We start from the raw sequence: 16,598 nt of genomic DNA, 5'->3' as shown, positions 1-16,598 counted from the left end.
AGTTTTGATAATAGTGGCACACTGCCAGCTATCATCATTTATTTATTTGAATCTGAACCGATCATACAACAATATATAACACCATAAGGATTACGCAATGTACGGCGTCTTAATGATTGATATCGATAGTACCGCACTGACAGCAGAAGATGTCAGCTTAATCAAACAGGCACAGGTGGGCGGGGTGATTCTATTTGCCCGAAACGTTGCAGATGCCGCACAAGTACGGGCGTTGTGTGACGACATACGTTATCACAACCCGGACATATTAATCGGCGTCGACCAAGAAGGTGGACGAGTCGCACGCCTGCGCAATGGCTTTACCCCACTCCCCGCCATGGGCAGGCTTGGGGAATTATTCAATCAAGAGCCTAGCCATGCGCTAAGCTGTGCTTACGATTGTGGCTATCTAATGGCAACAGAAGTATTGGCCGTGGGCATTGATCTCAGTTTTGCCCCAGTACTTGACAAAGATGGCATCAGCCAAGTCATTGGGGATCGTAGCTTTCATCAAGAGCCGCAAGCGATCACTGCGCTGGCGACGCAGTTTATGCGCGGTATGAAAGCCGCTGGCATGGCAACCACAGGCAAGCATTTCCCCGGTCATGGCGCCATTGCCCCTGACTCCCATGTGGCTGAGGCCATCGATACGCGTAGCTTGGATGAGATTATGCATAGCGATATGCAGCCTTTTGCCCAAACCTTACCGTGGCTTGATGCCTTAATGCCTGCCCATGTTATTTTTTCGCAAGTCGATGATAAGCCAGCAGGTTTTTCTAAAATTTGGCTCAAGGACATCATACGGGATCAGCTAAAGTTTGATGGGGTCTTATTCTCTGATGATCTATGTATGGCAGGTGCTCAAGCCGCAGGCGATGTCAGCGCACGTGTGAAAGCCGCGATTGAAGCGGGTTGTGATATTGCGCTGGTTTGTAATGATCGCGTCGCCGCCCATGAAGCCGCAGAGACCGCACAAGAGCTGCCTTATCCCAATCAAAACCGTATTAAAACAATGTGCGGACAGATACCAACATGGCAAGGTGATCTGGAATCAACTTGTCAACAATTCGATTATTGGCAACAGGCAAAGCAAAACGTGACTCAAACCTTTTTTAATCCTCAATCTGAGGCACAAGCGACTCGCAGCGCTACTGAATTAAAAGATCCGACCGCCTATAAATAATAGCCTTAACAAAATAAAAAACCGCATCTTATAAAGGTGCGGTTTTTTTGAATAAATAACTTCTCAATCAATCTTTTGTGCATTAATTGGTTGGATCTACTGCCGTACCTTGAGTGGCATCATCACCATCAGGCAACAAGTCATCGTTATTGCTATCCAAAGGGTTTAAGTCTGGGTCAAGCGCGTTATTACTAATAATCATACCATCGTTCGCACTGGCCATCTCGTCATTGACTATAAATTCAATACGGCGATTACGGAAGCGACCCTGCTCAGTTGAGTTATCAGCAATAGGCTCTGATTCACCCATGCCTTTCGTCATCAATTTACTAGCATCAACACCTTGAGATACCAAATACTCTTTCACTGCCTCAGCGCGATCACGAGACAATTCTACATTGTAAGAATCTGATGCCTGACTGTCAGTATGACCGATAATCGTCAGCTTCATATTCGGTACTTCTTTGATAATCTTAGCAGCGCGGTCAAGCAGCTCTTTATTGACATCAGGAATGACCGCTTCATCCACTTCAAAGTTGATCACCTGAATACTCAATGCACGAGCCACATCACGTGGATCTGGGTTTTTACCAAGATTGGTCATAGCAACATCCGCAGCTGCCAAACTATTATCAATCTCACCCTGCAAATCTAACGGTCCTTCGGCTTGTATGGTCATCGCAGGAACAGCTGCTTGTAAGTCAGCCACTAGCTTATCTAATGCCGCTGCATCAGGCGCATTGACAGTGATAACATCACCTTTGATGATCATGCTCGCATTTGGTACATTTTTGACGATAGGCAAGATAGTAGCTAGCTGAGCCGCTGCTGGCATATCTACTGCAAAATTGTCATCGACATCAGCACGGCATTTATTGGCTTCTTCACCAAATGCACTGGTTAACGCATTCATTACATTGGTCTGCAAGGTCTCGTCGCCCACATTCATACGGCAAGCATACAGCTCACTATTTTCACCAGTCGCAATGCGCAATGATGCAGGCTCGATATCACCTGCCACTGCCAACTGACCCTCTCCCTGCGCTGCTTGTTGGGCAGTGGCCACCGGTGTAGCGACAGGCTCAGGGTTCTCTTGACAACCACGAAGTAAAGCCCAAGCCAATGCGCCTAAAATAATCAAGCCAATAATGGGGAGCAATGCTTTCATAAAGCTGCCTTGCTGCTCTTCTTCGCGTTGCAATGGAGCGGTGCTCACCGTATCAGAGATACGCGCGCCAGCAGCAGGCGTCGCTGCAAACACACCGACTGGCAGAACGGCACTTGCCCAAGCAGGGATATAACGCTGGTAACTGTCGAGATTATCATTTAGGAACTGCGGCACTGGTGTGGTACCTGCCAAGCTTTTGATTTCGTGAAAAGCCAGTGGCGCTGCCATCGCTATCAGTCCACGCGAAGACGTTGCATCAACATTATGCTTGCCTGCCAGCTCACGAGCGATTTGATCACGTTGCGAATCATCGCTCCATACACGGTCATAAAACCCTTGGTCATCACGAGTGATATTCTCATTTGCAAAACGATTATAAGTATCGTTATCCGCTAAGCGAGCCGCAAAAATAGCGTAGAACTGTTCAAGCAGCCCCTTTTTAGCGGGACTATGATCATCTTCCAGCACGGCTGGGCTGACTGTACGCGTCAAATGACTGATAATATCCATAATACAATTCTCCTATTAATGCCTATATTAGTATCGATTTATATAATTAAAATATTCAAAAAACACCAGATAAAATAATGATTTGAAATAAGAACCATGACAGCTAAAACCATCTTGACCCTGTTCAATTTTCATCATTATAAAAGTATTAAGTCAGTGTTAACAATCAACAGGTTGTTGTACAAATGATACGTTAGGTAATATTTCAAGTGTCACACGTAACCAAAAACATGGCAAATAACCAATCATTAACCCAGTGAGAAGCCATAAAAGAATCAGTAAAACTTATGTATAAATAGAGAAAATACATCCTTTTTTCAGATACTTTATCGTTTTTTAGATACTTCTAACTGGGTATCTACAGAAAAAATGGCGGTATAAGCAACTTATACCGCCATCTTTACTTGATAACTTGTTTCAATGGATAGGTGATTAAACAATCGTTAAACACCTCTATTATCCAATCATTTATTCCTTACTTGTGCAGGTTCAGCGATGATGAGTGTACTTGCCATATCATCTACCTCCGATTCTGAAATAGCACCTGACGGTCTGTTATTCATCGGTGCATTGTTAGGGGTATTGTTAGGAATGTTGCTGGGAATATTGTTGGCATTGTTACTATAATTGTTGGGTACAGGATTAGGTACGATACGATCGCCTGTATCATCATCTGCTGCTTGGAACTCTCCAGACCCACCGTTGTTATAGTCATTAGCATACTGATTATTGGCAGCTCCCTCATTCTCAAACTGGTTATTCGTATTATTCATTGCATCAGCATCGTTATTTTCAGGCAATGGTAATGGTGCAGTACTATCGATGACCATGGCAGGTATCAAAGTACGCATATCCGTAACCAGTCGTTGCAATAGCATACTGTCTGGCGCTTCTAACATAAAACGATCATTCTGCAAATGTAGGCGTGCAAATGGCGTAGACCTAATCATCGTCAAGACATTGGGTAGTAATTCCTCTGGTAAGTTGGCAATACTACTAGCAACTCCAGCCTGTACTGTTAATTCGCAAATACTCGCTTGCTCACCAAAGCTGGTATTGAGCGCTTGTTGCAAGGTGCTTTGTAGCGCTGCATCGCCAATGGTAGCACTACAGGCATACAGACTACCGCTGTTATCTACGCCAACGATGAGCTCAATGGGAGTCATTACCTGCGCTACTGGTGCAGGCGTTGGTGCTACCACAACAGGCACTGTCGCAGCGGCTTCTATAGGCGGCGCGTTGTTCGGTCTGATCAATATTGCCCAAGCAGCAAGCCCTATCGCGGCAATGGCTACTATTAATAAACCCACCCGTACCAGTAAATCATTACGTTGATTGCGAGTACGTACTTTTTCTTGCTTCATACTGCTATTTTCTGCCAAATGATGCGCGGATGGATTGGCATGAATGGCACCAGTATGAGCACTAAAATGACCATCGGTATCACCTATCCTCATACTTTCTACATCAGTATTTCCAATATCTTTTTTATCTGCTGTATCAGCATTTTGCTTATAAGCGGCTGTCGCTGCGGCGATCGTACTGGTATCTATATGAGAATTTTTCCGTCCATCCAAGGAGGTGTCACGCACTGGTACGCTATCAATATCCACGGCGATGTGTGGGTGTGATTCTGATGCGCTATTTACGTTTTGAGGAGCAGTAATAATAGGTGCTGACCACATCGGTAAATACTGACGCAGTGCCGCCTGCTCTCCCTGCAAAAACGCTGGTAAAAACTGGCCGTTTGCCAATACTGTCAGCTCACGATAAGCCAGTGGCGCGGCATTGATAAGCAGCTGTAACGTAGCAAACTCATCAATATGATGGGTAGCAGACAGCTCTCGGATCATAAGCTGTTGTATGCTTTTATCTTGCCACAGTTGCTCGAACAGTGGACTTTCTGTGACTCTATCAACCATCCCTTGCTCGGCGCGGATAAATTGTGAATACACTTGCGGCAAGGCGAGACGTGATGCCAAGATGGCATAAAACTGCTCTAGCAAGCTACTGTAAGCCACACTATCATGACTGTTGCGCTCACCTATGACAGCTGGCGTTACGGTCTTTTCTAATTGGTCGATAATACTCATAGATTACTGCCTCTTTCGGCCTTTATTTTAAATTTACCAACGCATGAAACGTTTATTTTACTTGTCGTTAGCGTCTGTATTCTTGGATACCGCTCTCATTTAACCCGCCATTACCGTCAAGATACGAAGCATTACTTAATTTGCCTGACAGCCTGCTATATTATTCACTATAAAAGCATATAAATGCACTATTTTGTCACATAATAAGTTTTTGCATTGTCATAACTACTGTTAGTATTACTTTATTATAAATAGCTCATGCTTAATAATTGCTTGTCAGTCCTATTTAGTTTGCACTCAGCCATAATGCGTAGGCTTTGAACATTGTTATTCATCACATTGTCACATATCAGGCGCAGCCTAAGGATTTCCCTTTGTTCAATCATACGACCCTTATTATTATTATCACGGTTATTGTCAGCTTAGTGGCATGGCAAAACAAGACAGTATTTAATCGACTTATTTTTTATCCGCCAGCGGTAAATAATGGGCAGTGGGACCGTTTTGTCACGCATGGCTTTATTCATGCCGATAGCATGCACCTGCTCTTTAATATGTTTACTTTATACTTTTTCGGTCGTGCTATTGAAGGGCTGTATCAGCCGTTCTTATTTGGCTATGGTTTTGTGGTCTTTTACGTCTTGGCCATTATCATTGCGATGATTCCAAGCTACCTTAAGAATAAAAACAATGCGAGCTATTTAAGCCTTGGCGCGTCAGGCGGTGTATCAGCCGTGTTGTTTGCTTTTATTTTGCTGGCACCGTGGGAAAAAATCTACCTATTCGCGATTATTCCTATACCTGCGATCCTATTCGCCGTCGCTTATATTGCTTATAGTATCTATGCAGACAAACGGGGCGGCTCTAATATCAATCATATGGCGCATATGTGGGGCGGCGCGTTTGGGGTTATTGCCACGATTATTTTAGAACCGCAAGTCCTACCGCATTTTATCAATGCGCTATTATCGCCTGGGCTTTAAATTTAGTAATAAGTTCAGTAATGAAGTTTAGTGGTAAAAACTGAAATAAAACTCAGTGATAAAAAGTGAAATGAGCACTTGGTTTATGATGGCAATTTAAGTAACTAAGCAATGATTAACGTCGCGTTATGTTTTGCACAAACTTATACTTAACAAACTATTTAAGAATTTGATAATTATTATGATGATAGATGTTATCGGTGATATTCACGGCTACGCAGACAAGTTAATTGGCTTATTAGAGCAGCTAGGTTACGTTCATAATGGCACGTACTTTGTACCGCCAGTAGGGCATCAGGCGTTATTTATCGGTGACTTGATTGACCGAGGACCACAGCAATTGGCTACCTTAGAGATTGTTTTTGCCATGTTAGATGCTAACGTGGCAGATGCGATAATGGGTAATCATGAATATAATGCCCTCGCCTTTGCCACACTTGACCCTGATAATTCCAGCCAATATCTGCGCTCGCACAATGACATACATACACGCCAACATGCGGCATTTTTAGCCGAAATAGCTTTTGGCTCAGAGCGTCATCAATATTGGCTTAATCGGTTATATGAGCTGCCTTTATGGATTGAAACAGACGACGCTTGTTTTGTTCATGCCTGCTGGGATGTCGATAGTATGGCAGTATTGCAGCCATTATTGACTAACGATAACTGTTTAACGCCGCACGGGCTAGTCGCCACTGCCAAAGAAAACACGGCGCCATTTGACGCGCTAGAGCGGGTATTAAAAGGTGTAGAAACAGCATTACCCGACGGCATGATCATGGTCGATAAAGAAGGCACTGAGCGCAAGCGCGTTCGAGTATGCTGGTGGCTTGACGGGCTGAATAAGCGCCGTCTTTATGAGGTGGCGCGTGCGCCTGCATCAGCATTGGCGCAGATTCCAAAAGAGGTGTTGGCTGAAAATATTGATTTCGCCCTGAAAACGAATAAAGCAGTATTTGTCGGTCATTATTGGCTAACTGGCACGCCTGAGCCACTGAGTTCACAAGTTGCCTGTACTGATTATTCAGCGGCGGTAGACAGCGGATATCTGACTTGTTATCAGCTCAATACTGAGCAACCATTGCCACTAAAAGCCAGTAACTTTGTCCAATATCGCCATGATAAAACGGTAAACCCCAATCCATAAAATTGGTACTATTGTCCCCGCTTTTTTATTAAAAATCAAACTTGGCTTTACGAGAGCAACAAAACTTTTGTATGATGGTCTTTTTGAGGATATCAAAGCATGAGCACCACAACAGCTACTGTTAACACGATGGATCAAAACAGCCCTATCGCCTCCCCTGCTGGTCAGCCAAAAGTTGGCATTATTATGGGATCACAATCTGATTGGGCAACCATGAGTGCGGCAGCGCAATTACTCGCAGACTTTGATATCGCCTTTGATTGTGAAGTGGTGTCAGCACACCGCACCCCTGATAGATTGTTTGACTATGCAAAAAGCGCAAAAGATAACGGTCTACAAGTTATCATCGCTGGCGCTGGTGGTGCTGCTCATCTGCCTGGCATGTGTGCCAGTCAAACGCCGTTACCTGTGTTTGGTGTTCCTGTAAAGTCTTCCATGCTCAGCGGTTGGGATAGTCTCTTGTCTATCGTACAGATGCCTAAAGGCGTCGCAGTTGGCACATTAGCGATTGGCTCAGCAGGCGCTTACAATGCTGCCCTGCTTGCGATTCAAGTGTTAGCATTGAATGATGAGACTATTGCGACTAAGCTGGACAATCTGCGCCAAATGCAAACTGATACCATCCTTGCTAGCCCAACGCCAGGCATTATCAATAGCTAATTACCTGTCTTTGATAACGGTTCTTGAATCCCATTATTGAGATATAGCGGCTATTTACTTGATATTTATTTTTAGATGGGTTTTACTTAATACAAGGTGCATGTAATGCACCTTTTCCTATTTTAATAGATGACTTTTTGCCTTTTAATACACCCAAAATATTATTCATTTTTAACTCAAAGAGCCTGCCATGACTACAGCGAACGCTTACCCTGTTACCCAAACCATTCGTACCATCGGTATTTTAGGCGGTGGTCAGCTTGGTATGATGCTTGCCGAAGCAGCGATGCCACTGGGCTACCAATGTGTGTTTTTAGAAGACAGCGCTGAATGCCCTGCTAGCCTATACGGCCGCGTCTTTCATAACGATCAATTGGAAGACTTCATCGCCGCAGCAGACGTTTTCACCTTAGAGTTTGAAAACACACCGACTGCGACAGTTGAACAGCTGACCGATCTGTCAAAATCAGGTAGTAAACAAGGTATGTTTCCTCCATTGATTGCGCTTGATATCGCTCAAGACCGCTTAAAAGAAAAGCAGATGTTCAATTCGCTTGATATTGCCACTGTACCCTTTATGGCTGTCAACTCTGAAGCGGATTTGCAGCAAGCCTGTCATGAATTAGGACTGCCTATCGTCCTAAAAACCAGCCGTGGTGGTTATGATGGCAAAGGTCAGTTCGTGATTAGACAAGACAGTGATATCAAGGCAGCATGGCAAGATCTTAAAGATGCAGTTACGGGTAAAGGCTCACTAACGCCAACGCCTGCACCCTTGATTGCAGAAGGTTTTATTAACTTTAGCCGCGAGCTTTCTATTATCGCCGCACGCGCACAAAATGGTCAGGTTCGTTGCTACGATTTGGTCGAAAACCATCATCATAATGGTATTTTAGCCAAGACCCAAGCGCCTGCCGTTGGCACCAGTCATTTATTCAAACAAGCAACCGATGCCATCACCAAGATCATGAACCACTTAGACTATGTTGGTGTGATGGCACTTGAGCTCTTTGTGACCAAAGATGCGCGTGGTCATGACACGCTACTCGCTAATGAAATTGCGCCGCGTGTGCATAATTCAGGACATTGGAGTATTGAAGGCGCTGTCACCAGCCAATTTGAGAACCACATTCGTGCCGTCGTCAATCTGCCATTAGGTGACACCGACAACGTGCATCCAGCCATTATGCTCAATGTCTTGGGACAATATCCAGATATCAGCGACGTACTAAATATCGATGGTGCGCACTATCATAGCTACCATAAAGCAGAACGCGATGACCGAAAAATTGCGCATATTACCTTGATGCCCAATGATGTTGCCGACTTAGAGCCTGCTTTAGCCAAGCTCGTCGCTACGCTACCCAATAAAATGGGACTTGAGAAAAAACCATCTGCAATTGATAGCCAGCCAAAAGCGGCAAATAGTCTAATCATTACTGACAATAACAATGACAATATTTTAGAGAGTACAGAAATCCATATTGATGACAGCCAAACAACTCAGGCTATCGACGCTAAGGCAAAAACAGAAAAGGTTAAGAAATAATGCAGATTTGGGTAGATGCCGATTCGGTGCCATTGATTGCCAAAGATTTGATTATCAAAACCGCTGAACGCACACAAACCATGGCAATATTCGTCGCCAATCAGCCGATCAAACTGCGTAAGTCACCACTGCTTGTCATGACAGTGGTGCCATCAGGGTTTGATAAAGCCGATGATTATATCGTTGAGCAAATACAGCCAGGCGATTTGGCTATTACTAGCGACATTCCTTTGGCTAATGACATTTTGGACAAAGGTGGTATGGTCTTGACCTCTCGCGGCATGGTTTATGATAAAAATAATATCAAGCAAAAGCTCAATATGCGTGATTTTATGGATACCATGCGCGGTACTGGCGTGCTCGAGCTACAAGAAATGAGTGGTCAAAAACCTTATGGCGATCGTGATAAAAAAGCTTTTGCTGATGGATTAAACAAGTTGGTACGCTAGTTTTCACCCGCTTTGTCTTTGGTTTTTTTATCTTATCCACTTTGCAAACCGTATACATGCCATAACCAAACACTATGCAATCGGCACGCTTCATAACGAAGTGTGCCTTTTTTTCTTGATACGCTATAGTCAGTTTTTACAACAACGATAACGTATATAAGAATAGGAATGACAATGAAAATTTTAGTAATTGGGGCAAGTGGTCGAGTGGGTACGGATTTGGTCAAGCAACTATTAGCGGATAACCATCAAGTTATTGGCACGACACGCCAAGAAGAAAAGCTGTTTACCGATGACAATTATAGCCAGCTAGATTTAGATATCACCGCCGAAAAAGAGGCTATACAAAAGCAAATTGACCAAGATATTGACGCTATATATTTCGTTGCAGGGTCTGGTGGCAAAGATGTCTTAGAAGTAGATTTGCATGGGGCGGTCAAGACCATGCAAGCCGCAGAGGACAAAGGTATTAAACGCTATATCATGCTCAGTACCGTCTTTTCGTTAGACACCAGTAAATGGGACAATGCTGGTATTGCTGACCTAAAAGAATACTATATCTGCAAACACTATGCGGATCAGTGGTTAATTAATAACAGTAGCCTTGATTACACCATCGTTCAAGCAGGGGCGCTAAAAGAGCGCGAAGCAACTGGTAAAATCACTGTCAACGATGATAATGCTGGAGAAAATTCAATTGCCGATGTGGCGACTACTTTGGCAGCCGTCTTAAATGCCAATAATACCATCAAGAAAGTGTTTAGTATGCATAACGGTGAAACTGCGATTGATGAAGCGATTGCAAAATTATAAGAATCAACTTTACAGCGATTAAAACGAAAAAAGCGAGTAAGCCTAATGGGTTACTCGCTTTTTTCTAATAGGCTTGTCAAATAAGTGGCAACTGTATTAAGTCTCTCAATAATCGACTAGGCCAAACCGCTTGGAAAAGAAATCACATCTTCTAAGCTATTCGCGCCTGTGATTACCATGAGTAATCTATCGATACCAACGGCAATACCGCTACAGGGTATTAAAGCATCAGACGCTGCTAATAAATGCTCATCGATTGGCATTTGTGGCAGGTTATGACGCTTACGCAGTTGATTGTCTTGCTCAAACCGTTCTCTTAACGCTTGTCCATCTGCTAGCTCATCATAAGCGTTGGCAATCTCAATACCATTGATATACAGCTCGAAACGTTTAGCGACTGTATTGCCCTCTTTATCAACCGCTGTTTTTGCCAGTGCCGCCGTGGCAGGTGGATATTCTATAATCAAGGTAGGTAAGTCGTGACCCAAGTTTGGCTCGACCGCATGACTGAACAGCAAATCCAGCCAGCTTTGACGAACCTCTGTTTCGCCATCTTCTGTATTATCCAAATCACTATTGAAATCAAAACCTGTCAAACCCTTATCTTCTGCTACTGCTTGCAGGGCATCAAGGCTAGCTGTCAGCGGATGTATGCCGACGAAATCCATAAACGCATCAACATAGCGGTAATGACTCATCACCACTGAATGCCCATAAAGCGCCGCTAATAACTCACTTAGCTCAGCCGCCATATCATCCAGACTATAATTCGGCTGATACCACTCAAGCATGGTAAATTCGATATTATGGCGTACGCCTATTTCGTTATCTCGAAATACGGAGCAAATTTGATATATAGGCACTTGCCAGCTGGCAAGTAAACGCTTCATGGCAAACTCAGGTGAAGTATGCAAATAATAAGTACAAGGTTTATCTTGATACGTCACTTGCGCGGCAACTGATTGTAAGAAAGTATCAGTATTGCCAGCCTGCGATAGTAGCGGTGTTTGCACTTCAAGCACTTGATGCGTGGCGAAAAACTGACGAACGGTGATCATCAATTGCGCACGCTGCTGAGCCATTGCCAATGTCATGGTCGGCGCATAGCTGGGTTTTGAAGAAGAGTTACTTTCTTGGGTCATTATTATTTACTGCAATTAAAGGATAAGAATAAGTTCTCAGATGCTACTTTAGGGTTGAGGGCTGCCTAACTTTTACCACTGCCATTCACGGCGTAAGTGATAATCTCGGCGCAACTGATCAAAGTCAGTACCCTTTACTTGACCGTCAGCCAGTTTGCTTCTTAGTGCAGCATCATCGTGCATGATATCGTAAAACTTCTGTAATCTGTCTGGATGTGCTTTTAGCTCAGACCAGAGATAAGTATTAAGCGGTAGCAACTGATGCATCGACAATACAGGCAAGACTGCCAATTTTTCACAGAGCGCGTCATAGATAATTTGCGTACCACGCAACTTACCTTCGACCGTATAGCCTGCGATATGAGGAGTGGCGATAGCCAGTTTGGACAATAAACTCTCAGAAATCTCTGGTTCAAATTCAAACACATCAAGCACTACTTGGCGATCTGTGCGCTCAATATCTGCTTCTAAATCACGCGCATTAATGACTGGTCCTCGTGCACTGTTAATCAACAAGGTATGCGCAGGCATCACTGCCAGCGTAGTTGCGTCAATCAGATGCTTTGTTGGATAATCACTGCCACTAGGGTTTGTAGTATCTTTATCGGTTAAAGGCACATGTAAGCTCACTACATCGCTTTGGCTAAGCACTTGCTCAAGGCTGGCATTATTCGTATTCGATGCAGGCAGTAGTGGATCATAGCCTAGTACTTGCCAGCCTAAATCATTGGCATACTGAGCTAGCGTACTACCAATATTACCAAGTCCGATGATGCCCAATGTTAATGGCTTCGTGGATTGCTGCCAATAGTGCGGACGCAACGTCAAAATCGCCGTCAATACATACTGCGCAACAGAATGCTTGCTACATCCAGCCGCATTGGCGAAAGTGATATTTCGCGCCGCCAAATAGTCTTGATCGACATGATCGGTACCGATAGTCGCCGAACCGACAAATTTTACGCTGTTATTATTGGCTAGCAATGCCTCGCCTACTGGCGTCACCGAACGTATCAACAGCACATCAGGCTCAACGTCTGCCAGTAATTGCGCATTGATATCACGTCCAGCGACGGTGATTATATTGACCGTCTGCTCAGACGCCTGTCCAAGCATCGAAGCATTAAAAAACGCATCCAAGCTTGCGATATTGCTATCGGCCACGATAGTAATGCTGTCAATAGAGTTCGCTCTATTTTGCATAGCGTTTGCAGTATCCTTATTTAACATGACTATGTGCCTCTACGTGCCTCTACTCTGATTCATTGACTGGTGGCAACGTTTGGTTGTCAGACAACACCAAATCCTGCGGAGCAAATATCTCATTTTTATGCTGCGATATCCATTCTCGCCATACCGCCAATCCGATGGCTAGCACCACAGGACCGATAAACAAACCAACAAAGCCAAAAGCCGTTAGACCACCTAATACACCAATAAAAATAATAATAAAAGGGATTTTGGTCGCGCCACTAATCACAATAGGACGGATGAGATTGTCAACCCAGCTGATAACCAAAGTGCCCCATAGTGCCAAGCCAATCCCTTCTACAGTATGACCTTGGCTTAACAACCAAATGGATACACCACCCCAGACAAATGGCGTGCCAAACGGAATCAGGGCGATAATAAAAGTTACGATAGTGAGTAAGATAGGACTTGGTGCACCAGCGAAGTAGTAACCCACACCTGCGAGCAGTGCTTGTGCCAATGCCGTCAAACCAATACCATAAACCACCGCACGCGTGGTCGTACCCACAGAATCAATATAACCATCAATGCGATTGCCAATGATATTACGCAGTGCTTGGCGAATTTGACGCACCAAACTGGTACCATCACGATAAAAGAAAAACAACGTCATCAGCGCCATACCTAACTTGGCAAGACCGCTAAACACCACATCAAATGCTACTTTGCCATAATATAAATGTGACTGTACCCAAATACGAAACGCCTCTAACGTCCCTTCTGGGTTTTTATTGATTCTCCACAGCACATCTTTCACTTGCTGACCGATGATAGGCATATCTTTAATAGAATCAGGCACATCTAAATAACCCACTTTTATACGATAAATCAAGTTACTGATTAGGCTCAAGGCTTCTTGCTGTAGAATAAAAACACCGATAACCAGTGGCACACCTATCATTAAGGAGATACTCACCGTCATAATAGCAGCGCTAAAATTAGGACTCAGCTTTACTTTTTCATAAAAAAAGTTATAAATAGGAAAGGTTACATACGCTAAAATCGCCGCCCATAATGCGGGTACAATAAAAAACTGTACCACTTGAAAACACAGTACGAACAGCACCACCAACAGAGTAATAGCCAATAAGCGCTGAATAATAAATTCTTTTGTCCAATTTTCAATCATAGCGTATAAACCAAGAGCAGACAGCGAAGATCTATCGCGACCTTGCTGGCAAGTTTATAAATGTGTGATGAATATCAACTCACAGACGGTGCCCATAAAAAGACCCTGTCCATTAGCGGTATTCATTAGCGAGGGGTGTAAACAATCAGTGCCAGTAAATCTGCTTTGAGAGCATCAAATCGTAGCATACCGTAACATACTTACGGACGATAGTTTTGACTAACGCAAGATAAATATCAAACGATTATCACGGCTTATTATGCCGCAAAATACGATAATGATATAACGATATGTTGTAATCTTTACTTACAACTTTCTCTGTATAAGCTTACTAGATGATGACATTAATAGATAGAAGTTGACATATAGATTTAACATGTAAAAACAAGGCACTAAAAGGATATTTTACATTCATACTGTAAACTGACTTATTGAAAGGTAATTCACTGGCGCGTTCTATTTGCAACGATAATTGATGCTATACTAAAGCAATTATTTTAAGCTTTTTAATAGCATTAAATTCGTTTGTTCTTATTTATTTGGATCGTTCTACATATATAACATTTTTCAGACGATGCGCTACAGCCCTCTTTTATCGTCCTTCTATAGACTATCATAAGATCAAACCTGTAGAGGGGCGTTACAACGTTGGATACTGTGCGTAAGCAAGCTCATCATCTCGGTTCACTATTAGAATTCGATATGACAGAGTGCTATTTTGAGTGAATTTCGGACTTACTTTGATTTTATTTTAAATCAACAATGACCCAACAAATTTTAAACCATATATCGATAGGAACAATAACAATGTCAAAAGACAATGATAATCCCAATATAACTCCCTCAACTGAGGCCAGTAAGACCAATAAAACCCAAGAAACAGTTACTTTTGCATTGGCTCAGTCGCATTTTTTGGTTGGTGATATCACTGCCAATGCTGAAAAAATGCGTGCACTCGCATTGCAAGCTCGTGAGCAAGGTGCGGATGTCATTATTTTCCCAGAACTTGCTTTATTAGGTTACCCACCGCAAGATTTATTACTACGCCCAAGTTTATCTGGTCGCATCAAAAGCGCCTTGTCTACTTTAAGTGATATCGATGATATCGTGATGATTGTCGGTTATCCACATGTCGACCATCATGGTACTTTCAACTCTGCTGCTATCTTGCATAATGGTCATCAAAAAGGCTTTTATCATAAGCAAATCTTGCCAAATTATGGCGTATTTGATGAGCGTCGTTATTTTGATAAAGGTCGTAACCAAGTTTTATTTGACTATAAAGGCATCACAATCGGTCTGCTCATCTGTGAAGACTTGTGGGAAAAAGGCCCTATTGCCGAGCTTAAAAAGCAAGGTGCTGATCTGATTATTAGCTTGAACGCCTCACCTTTTGAGATCGAAAAACAAGACAATCGTAAAACGATGCTGGCTAAGCGTAGCCGTGAGAATAATTTGCCTATCGTGTATGTCAACGCCGTTGGCGGTCAAGACGACTTGGTATTTGATGGTGGTTCTATGGCGGTGCAAGCTGATGGTAGCGTTGCCCACGAAGCACCACGTTTTATGAATCAGTTACTTCTTGCCACTTTAGACGTCAAAACTGCTAAGTTTAATAGTCAAACTAAAGCGCCATTAACACTGAGCCGTGAGTCAGAGATGTATCAAGCACTGGTCGTTGGCCTACGCGATTATGTCAACCATTCAGGATTCACTGGTATTATCCTTGGGCTATCAGGTGGTATTGATTCTGCCTTAACGCTATGTATCGCTGTTGATGCTTTGGGTGCTGACAAGGTATATGCGGTGATGATGCCTTATGAATATACTTCTCAGATTAGTCTAGAAGATGCTCAAGCACAGGCTCGCCGCTTAAATGTTTCTTATACGGTTTGTCCTATTTTTGATGCGGTTGAAGGCATCCGTCATACCTTAGCGCCACTATTTAACAAATCGCCAGCAGACACCACTGAAGAAAATATCCAAGCGCGTGCGCGCGGTGTGGTACTGATGGCGCTGTCCAATAAGTTTGGGCACTTGGTCATCACCACTGGTAATAAGTCTGAGTTAGCAGTCGGCTATTCAACATTATATGGTGATATGGCAGGCGGCTTTGATGTGTTAAAAGACGTTTATAAGTCACAGGTTTATAAATTGGCCAGTTATCGCAACCGCTTGGAAGACACCCCAGTCATCCCTGAGCGTGTCATCACTCGCCCGCCATCTGCTGAGTTACGCCCAGACCAAAAAGACCAAGACAGCTTGCCTGACTATGATGTATTAGATGGCATCTTAATGTCATACATCGATGAAGACATGGGCTATCAAGACATCATTAATAAAGGGTTTGACGCTGAACTGGTCGCAAAAGTCATCCAGATGGTAGACAATAGCGAATATAAGCGTTTACAAGCGCCAATCGGTACCAAAATTAGCCATAAAGCCTTTGGACGTGAACGCCGTTATCCATTAGTGAATAAATGGTCAGTAAAAGGCTAAATTAGATTAGCCATTGTTGCTT

General features: G+C 43.4%; 13 protein-coding genes. 8 read left to right on the top strand and 5 right to left on the bottom strand.

Annotated elements, in window-relative coordinates; genetic code table 11:
* The first annotated feature begins 97 nt into the window (after positions 1-97).
* Positions 98-1,183, top strand: coding sequence for a beta-N-acetylhexosaminidase (nagZ, locus tag Q6344_01835; GenBank protein WLG14122.1), 1,086 nt, complete (start codon positions 98-100; stop codon positions 1,181-1,183).
* Positions 1,184-1,265: 82 nt separating this feature from the next.
* Here nagZ and Q6344_01830 read toward each other — a convergent pair whose 3' ends face one another.
* Together Q6344_01830 and Q6344_01825 are read right to left on the bottom strand one after the other, a co-directional pair.
* Positions 1,266-2,861 carry an OmpA family protein gene (locus tag Q6344_01830; GenBank protein ID WLG14121.1) on the bottom strand — a complete coding sequence of 532 codons (1,596 nt, stop codon included), beginning with the start codon at positions 2,859-2,861 and terminating at the stop codon, positions 1,266-1,268.
* Between the two features lie 464 nt (positions 2,862-3,325).
* On the bottom strand, positions 3,326-4,954 hold the full coding sequence (locus Q6344_01825) for a hypothetical protein (GenBank protein WLG14120.1): 1,629 nt from the start codon (positions 4,952-4,954) through the stop codon (positions 3,326-3,328).
* A 374-nt stretch (positions 4,955-5,328) separates the two neighbouring features.
* Here Q6344_01825 and Q6344_01820 point away from each other — a divergent pair, with 374 nt between their 5' ends.
* The 6 genes from Q6344_01820 (at position 5,329) to Q6344_01795 (ending at position 10,555) form a co-directional block, all read left to right on the top strand.
* Positions 5,329-5,937: a rhomboid family intramembrane serine protease gene (locus tag Q6344_01820; protein WLG14119.1), complete on the top strand. Its 609-nt coding sequence runs from the start codon at positions 5,329-5,331 to the stop codon at positions 5,935-5,937.
* 181 nt (positions 5,938-6,118) lie between these two features.
* Complete coding sequence (locus Q6344_01815) at positions 6,119-7,084, top strand: metallophosphoesterase (GenBank protein ID WLG14118.1); 966 nt, start codon at positions 6,119-6,121, stop codon at positions 7,082-7,084.
* Positions 7,085-7,183: 99 nt separating this feature from the next.
* Positions 7,184-7,744, top strand: a complete 561-nt coding sequence (gene purE / locus Q6344_01810; GenBank protein ID WLG14117.1) for a 5-(carboxyamino)imidazole ribonucleotide mutase — start codon at positions 7,184-7,186, stop codon at positions 7,742-7,744.
* A gap of 190 nt (positions 7,745-7,934) precedes the next feature.
* The gene (locus Q6344_01805) at positions 7,935-9,293 is read left to right on the top strand and encodes a 5-(carboxyamino)imidazole ribonucleotide synthase (GenBank protein WLG14116.1); all 1,359 of its coding nucleotides are present in this window, start codon (positions 7,935-7,937) and stop codon (positions 9,291-9,293) included.
* Positions 9,293-9,742 carry a YaiI/YqxD family protein gene (locus Q6344_01800; GenBank protein WLG14115.1) on the top strand — a complete coding sequence of 150 codons (450 nt, stop codon included), beginning with the start codon at positions 9,293-9,295 and terminating at the stop codon, positions 9,740-9,742. Before Q6344_01805 ends, Q6344_01800 begins: the two co-directional genes overlap by 1 nt.
* A 174-nt stretch (positions 9,743-9,916) precedes the next feature.
* Positions 9,917-10,555: an NAD(P)H-binding protein gene (locus Q6344_01795; GenBank protein WLG14114.1), complete on the top strand. Its 639-nt coding sequence runs from the start codon at positions 9,917-9,919 to the stop codon at positions 10,553-10,555.
* 116 nt (positions 10,556-10,671) lie between these two features.
* Here Q6344_01795 and epmA read toward each other — a convergent pair whose 3' ends face one another.
* The 3 genes from epmA to Q6344_01780 form a co-directional block, all read right to left on the bottom strand.
* Complete coding sequence (gene epmA, locus Q6344_01790) at positions 10,672-11,697, bottom strand: EF-P lysine aminoacylase EpmA (protein ID WLG14113.1); 1,026 nt, start codon at positions 11,695-11,697, stop codon at positions 10,672-10,674.
* Between the two features lie 72 nt (positions 11,698-11,769).
* Entirely contained in the window at positions 11,770-12,879 is a 1,110-nt protein-coding gene (locus Q6344_01785) for a 4-phosphoerythronate dehydrogenase (protein ID WLG15111.1), read from the bottom strand.
* A gap of 70 nt (positions 12,880-12,949) precedes the next feature.
* On the bottom strand, positions 12,950-14,077 hold the full coding sequence (locus tag Q6344_01780) for an AI-2E family transporter (protein WLG14112.1): 1,128 nt from the start codon (positions 14,075-14,077) through the stop codon (positions 12,950-12,952).
* A gap of 807 nt (positions 14,078-14,884) precedes the next feature.
* On the opposite strand from Q6344_01780, the gene Q6344_01775 reads away from it, so the two are divergent.
* Complete coding sequence (locus Q6344_01775) at positions 14,885-16,576, top strand: NAD+ synthase (protein ID WLG14111.1); 1,692 nt, start codon at positions 14,885-14,887, stop codon at positions 16,574-16,576.
* The last annotated feature ends 22 nt before the right edge of the window (positions 16,577-16,598 follow it).

This window comes from Psychrobacter cibarius, from assembly GCA_030686115.1.
Classification (GTDB): Bacteria; Pseudomonadota; Gammaproteobacteria; order Pseudomonadales; family Moraxellaceae; genus Psychrobacter; species Psychrobacter cibarius_C.
This window is presented reverse-complemented; position numbering and strand designations above follow the sequence as displayed.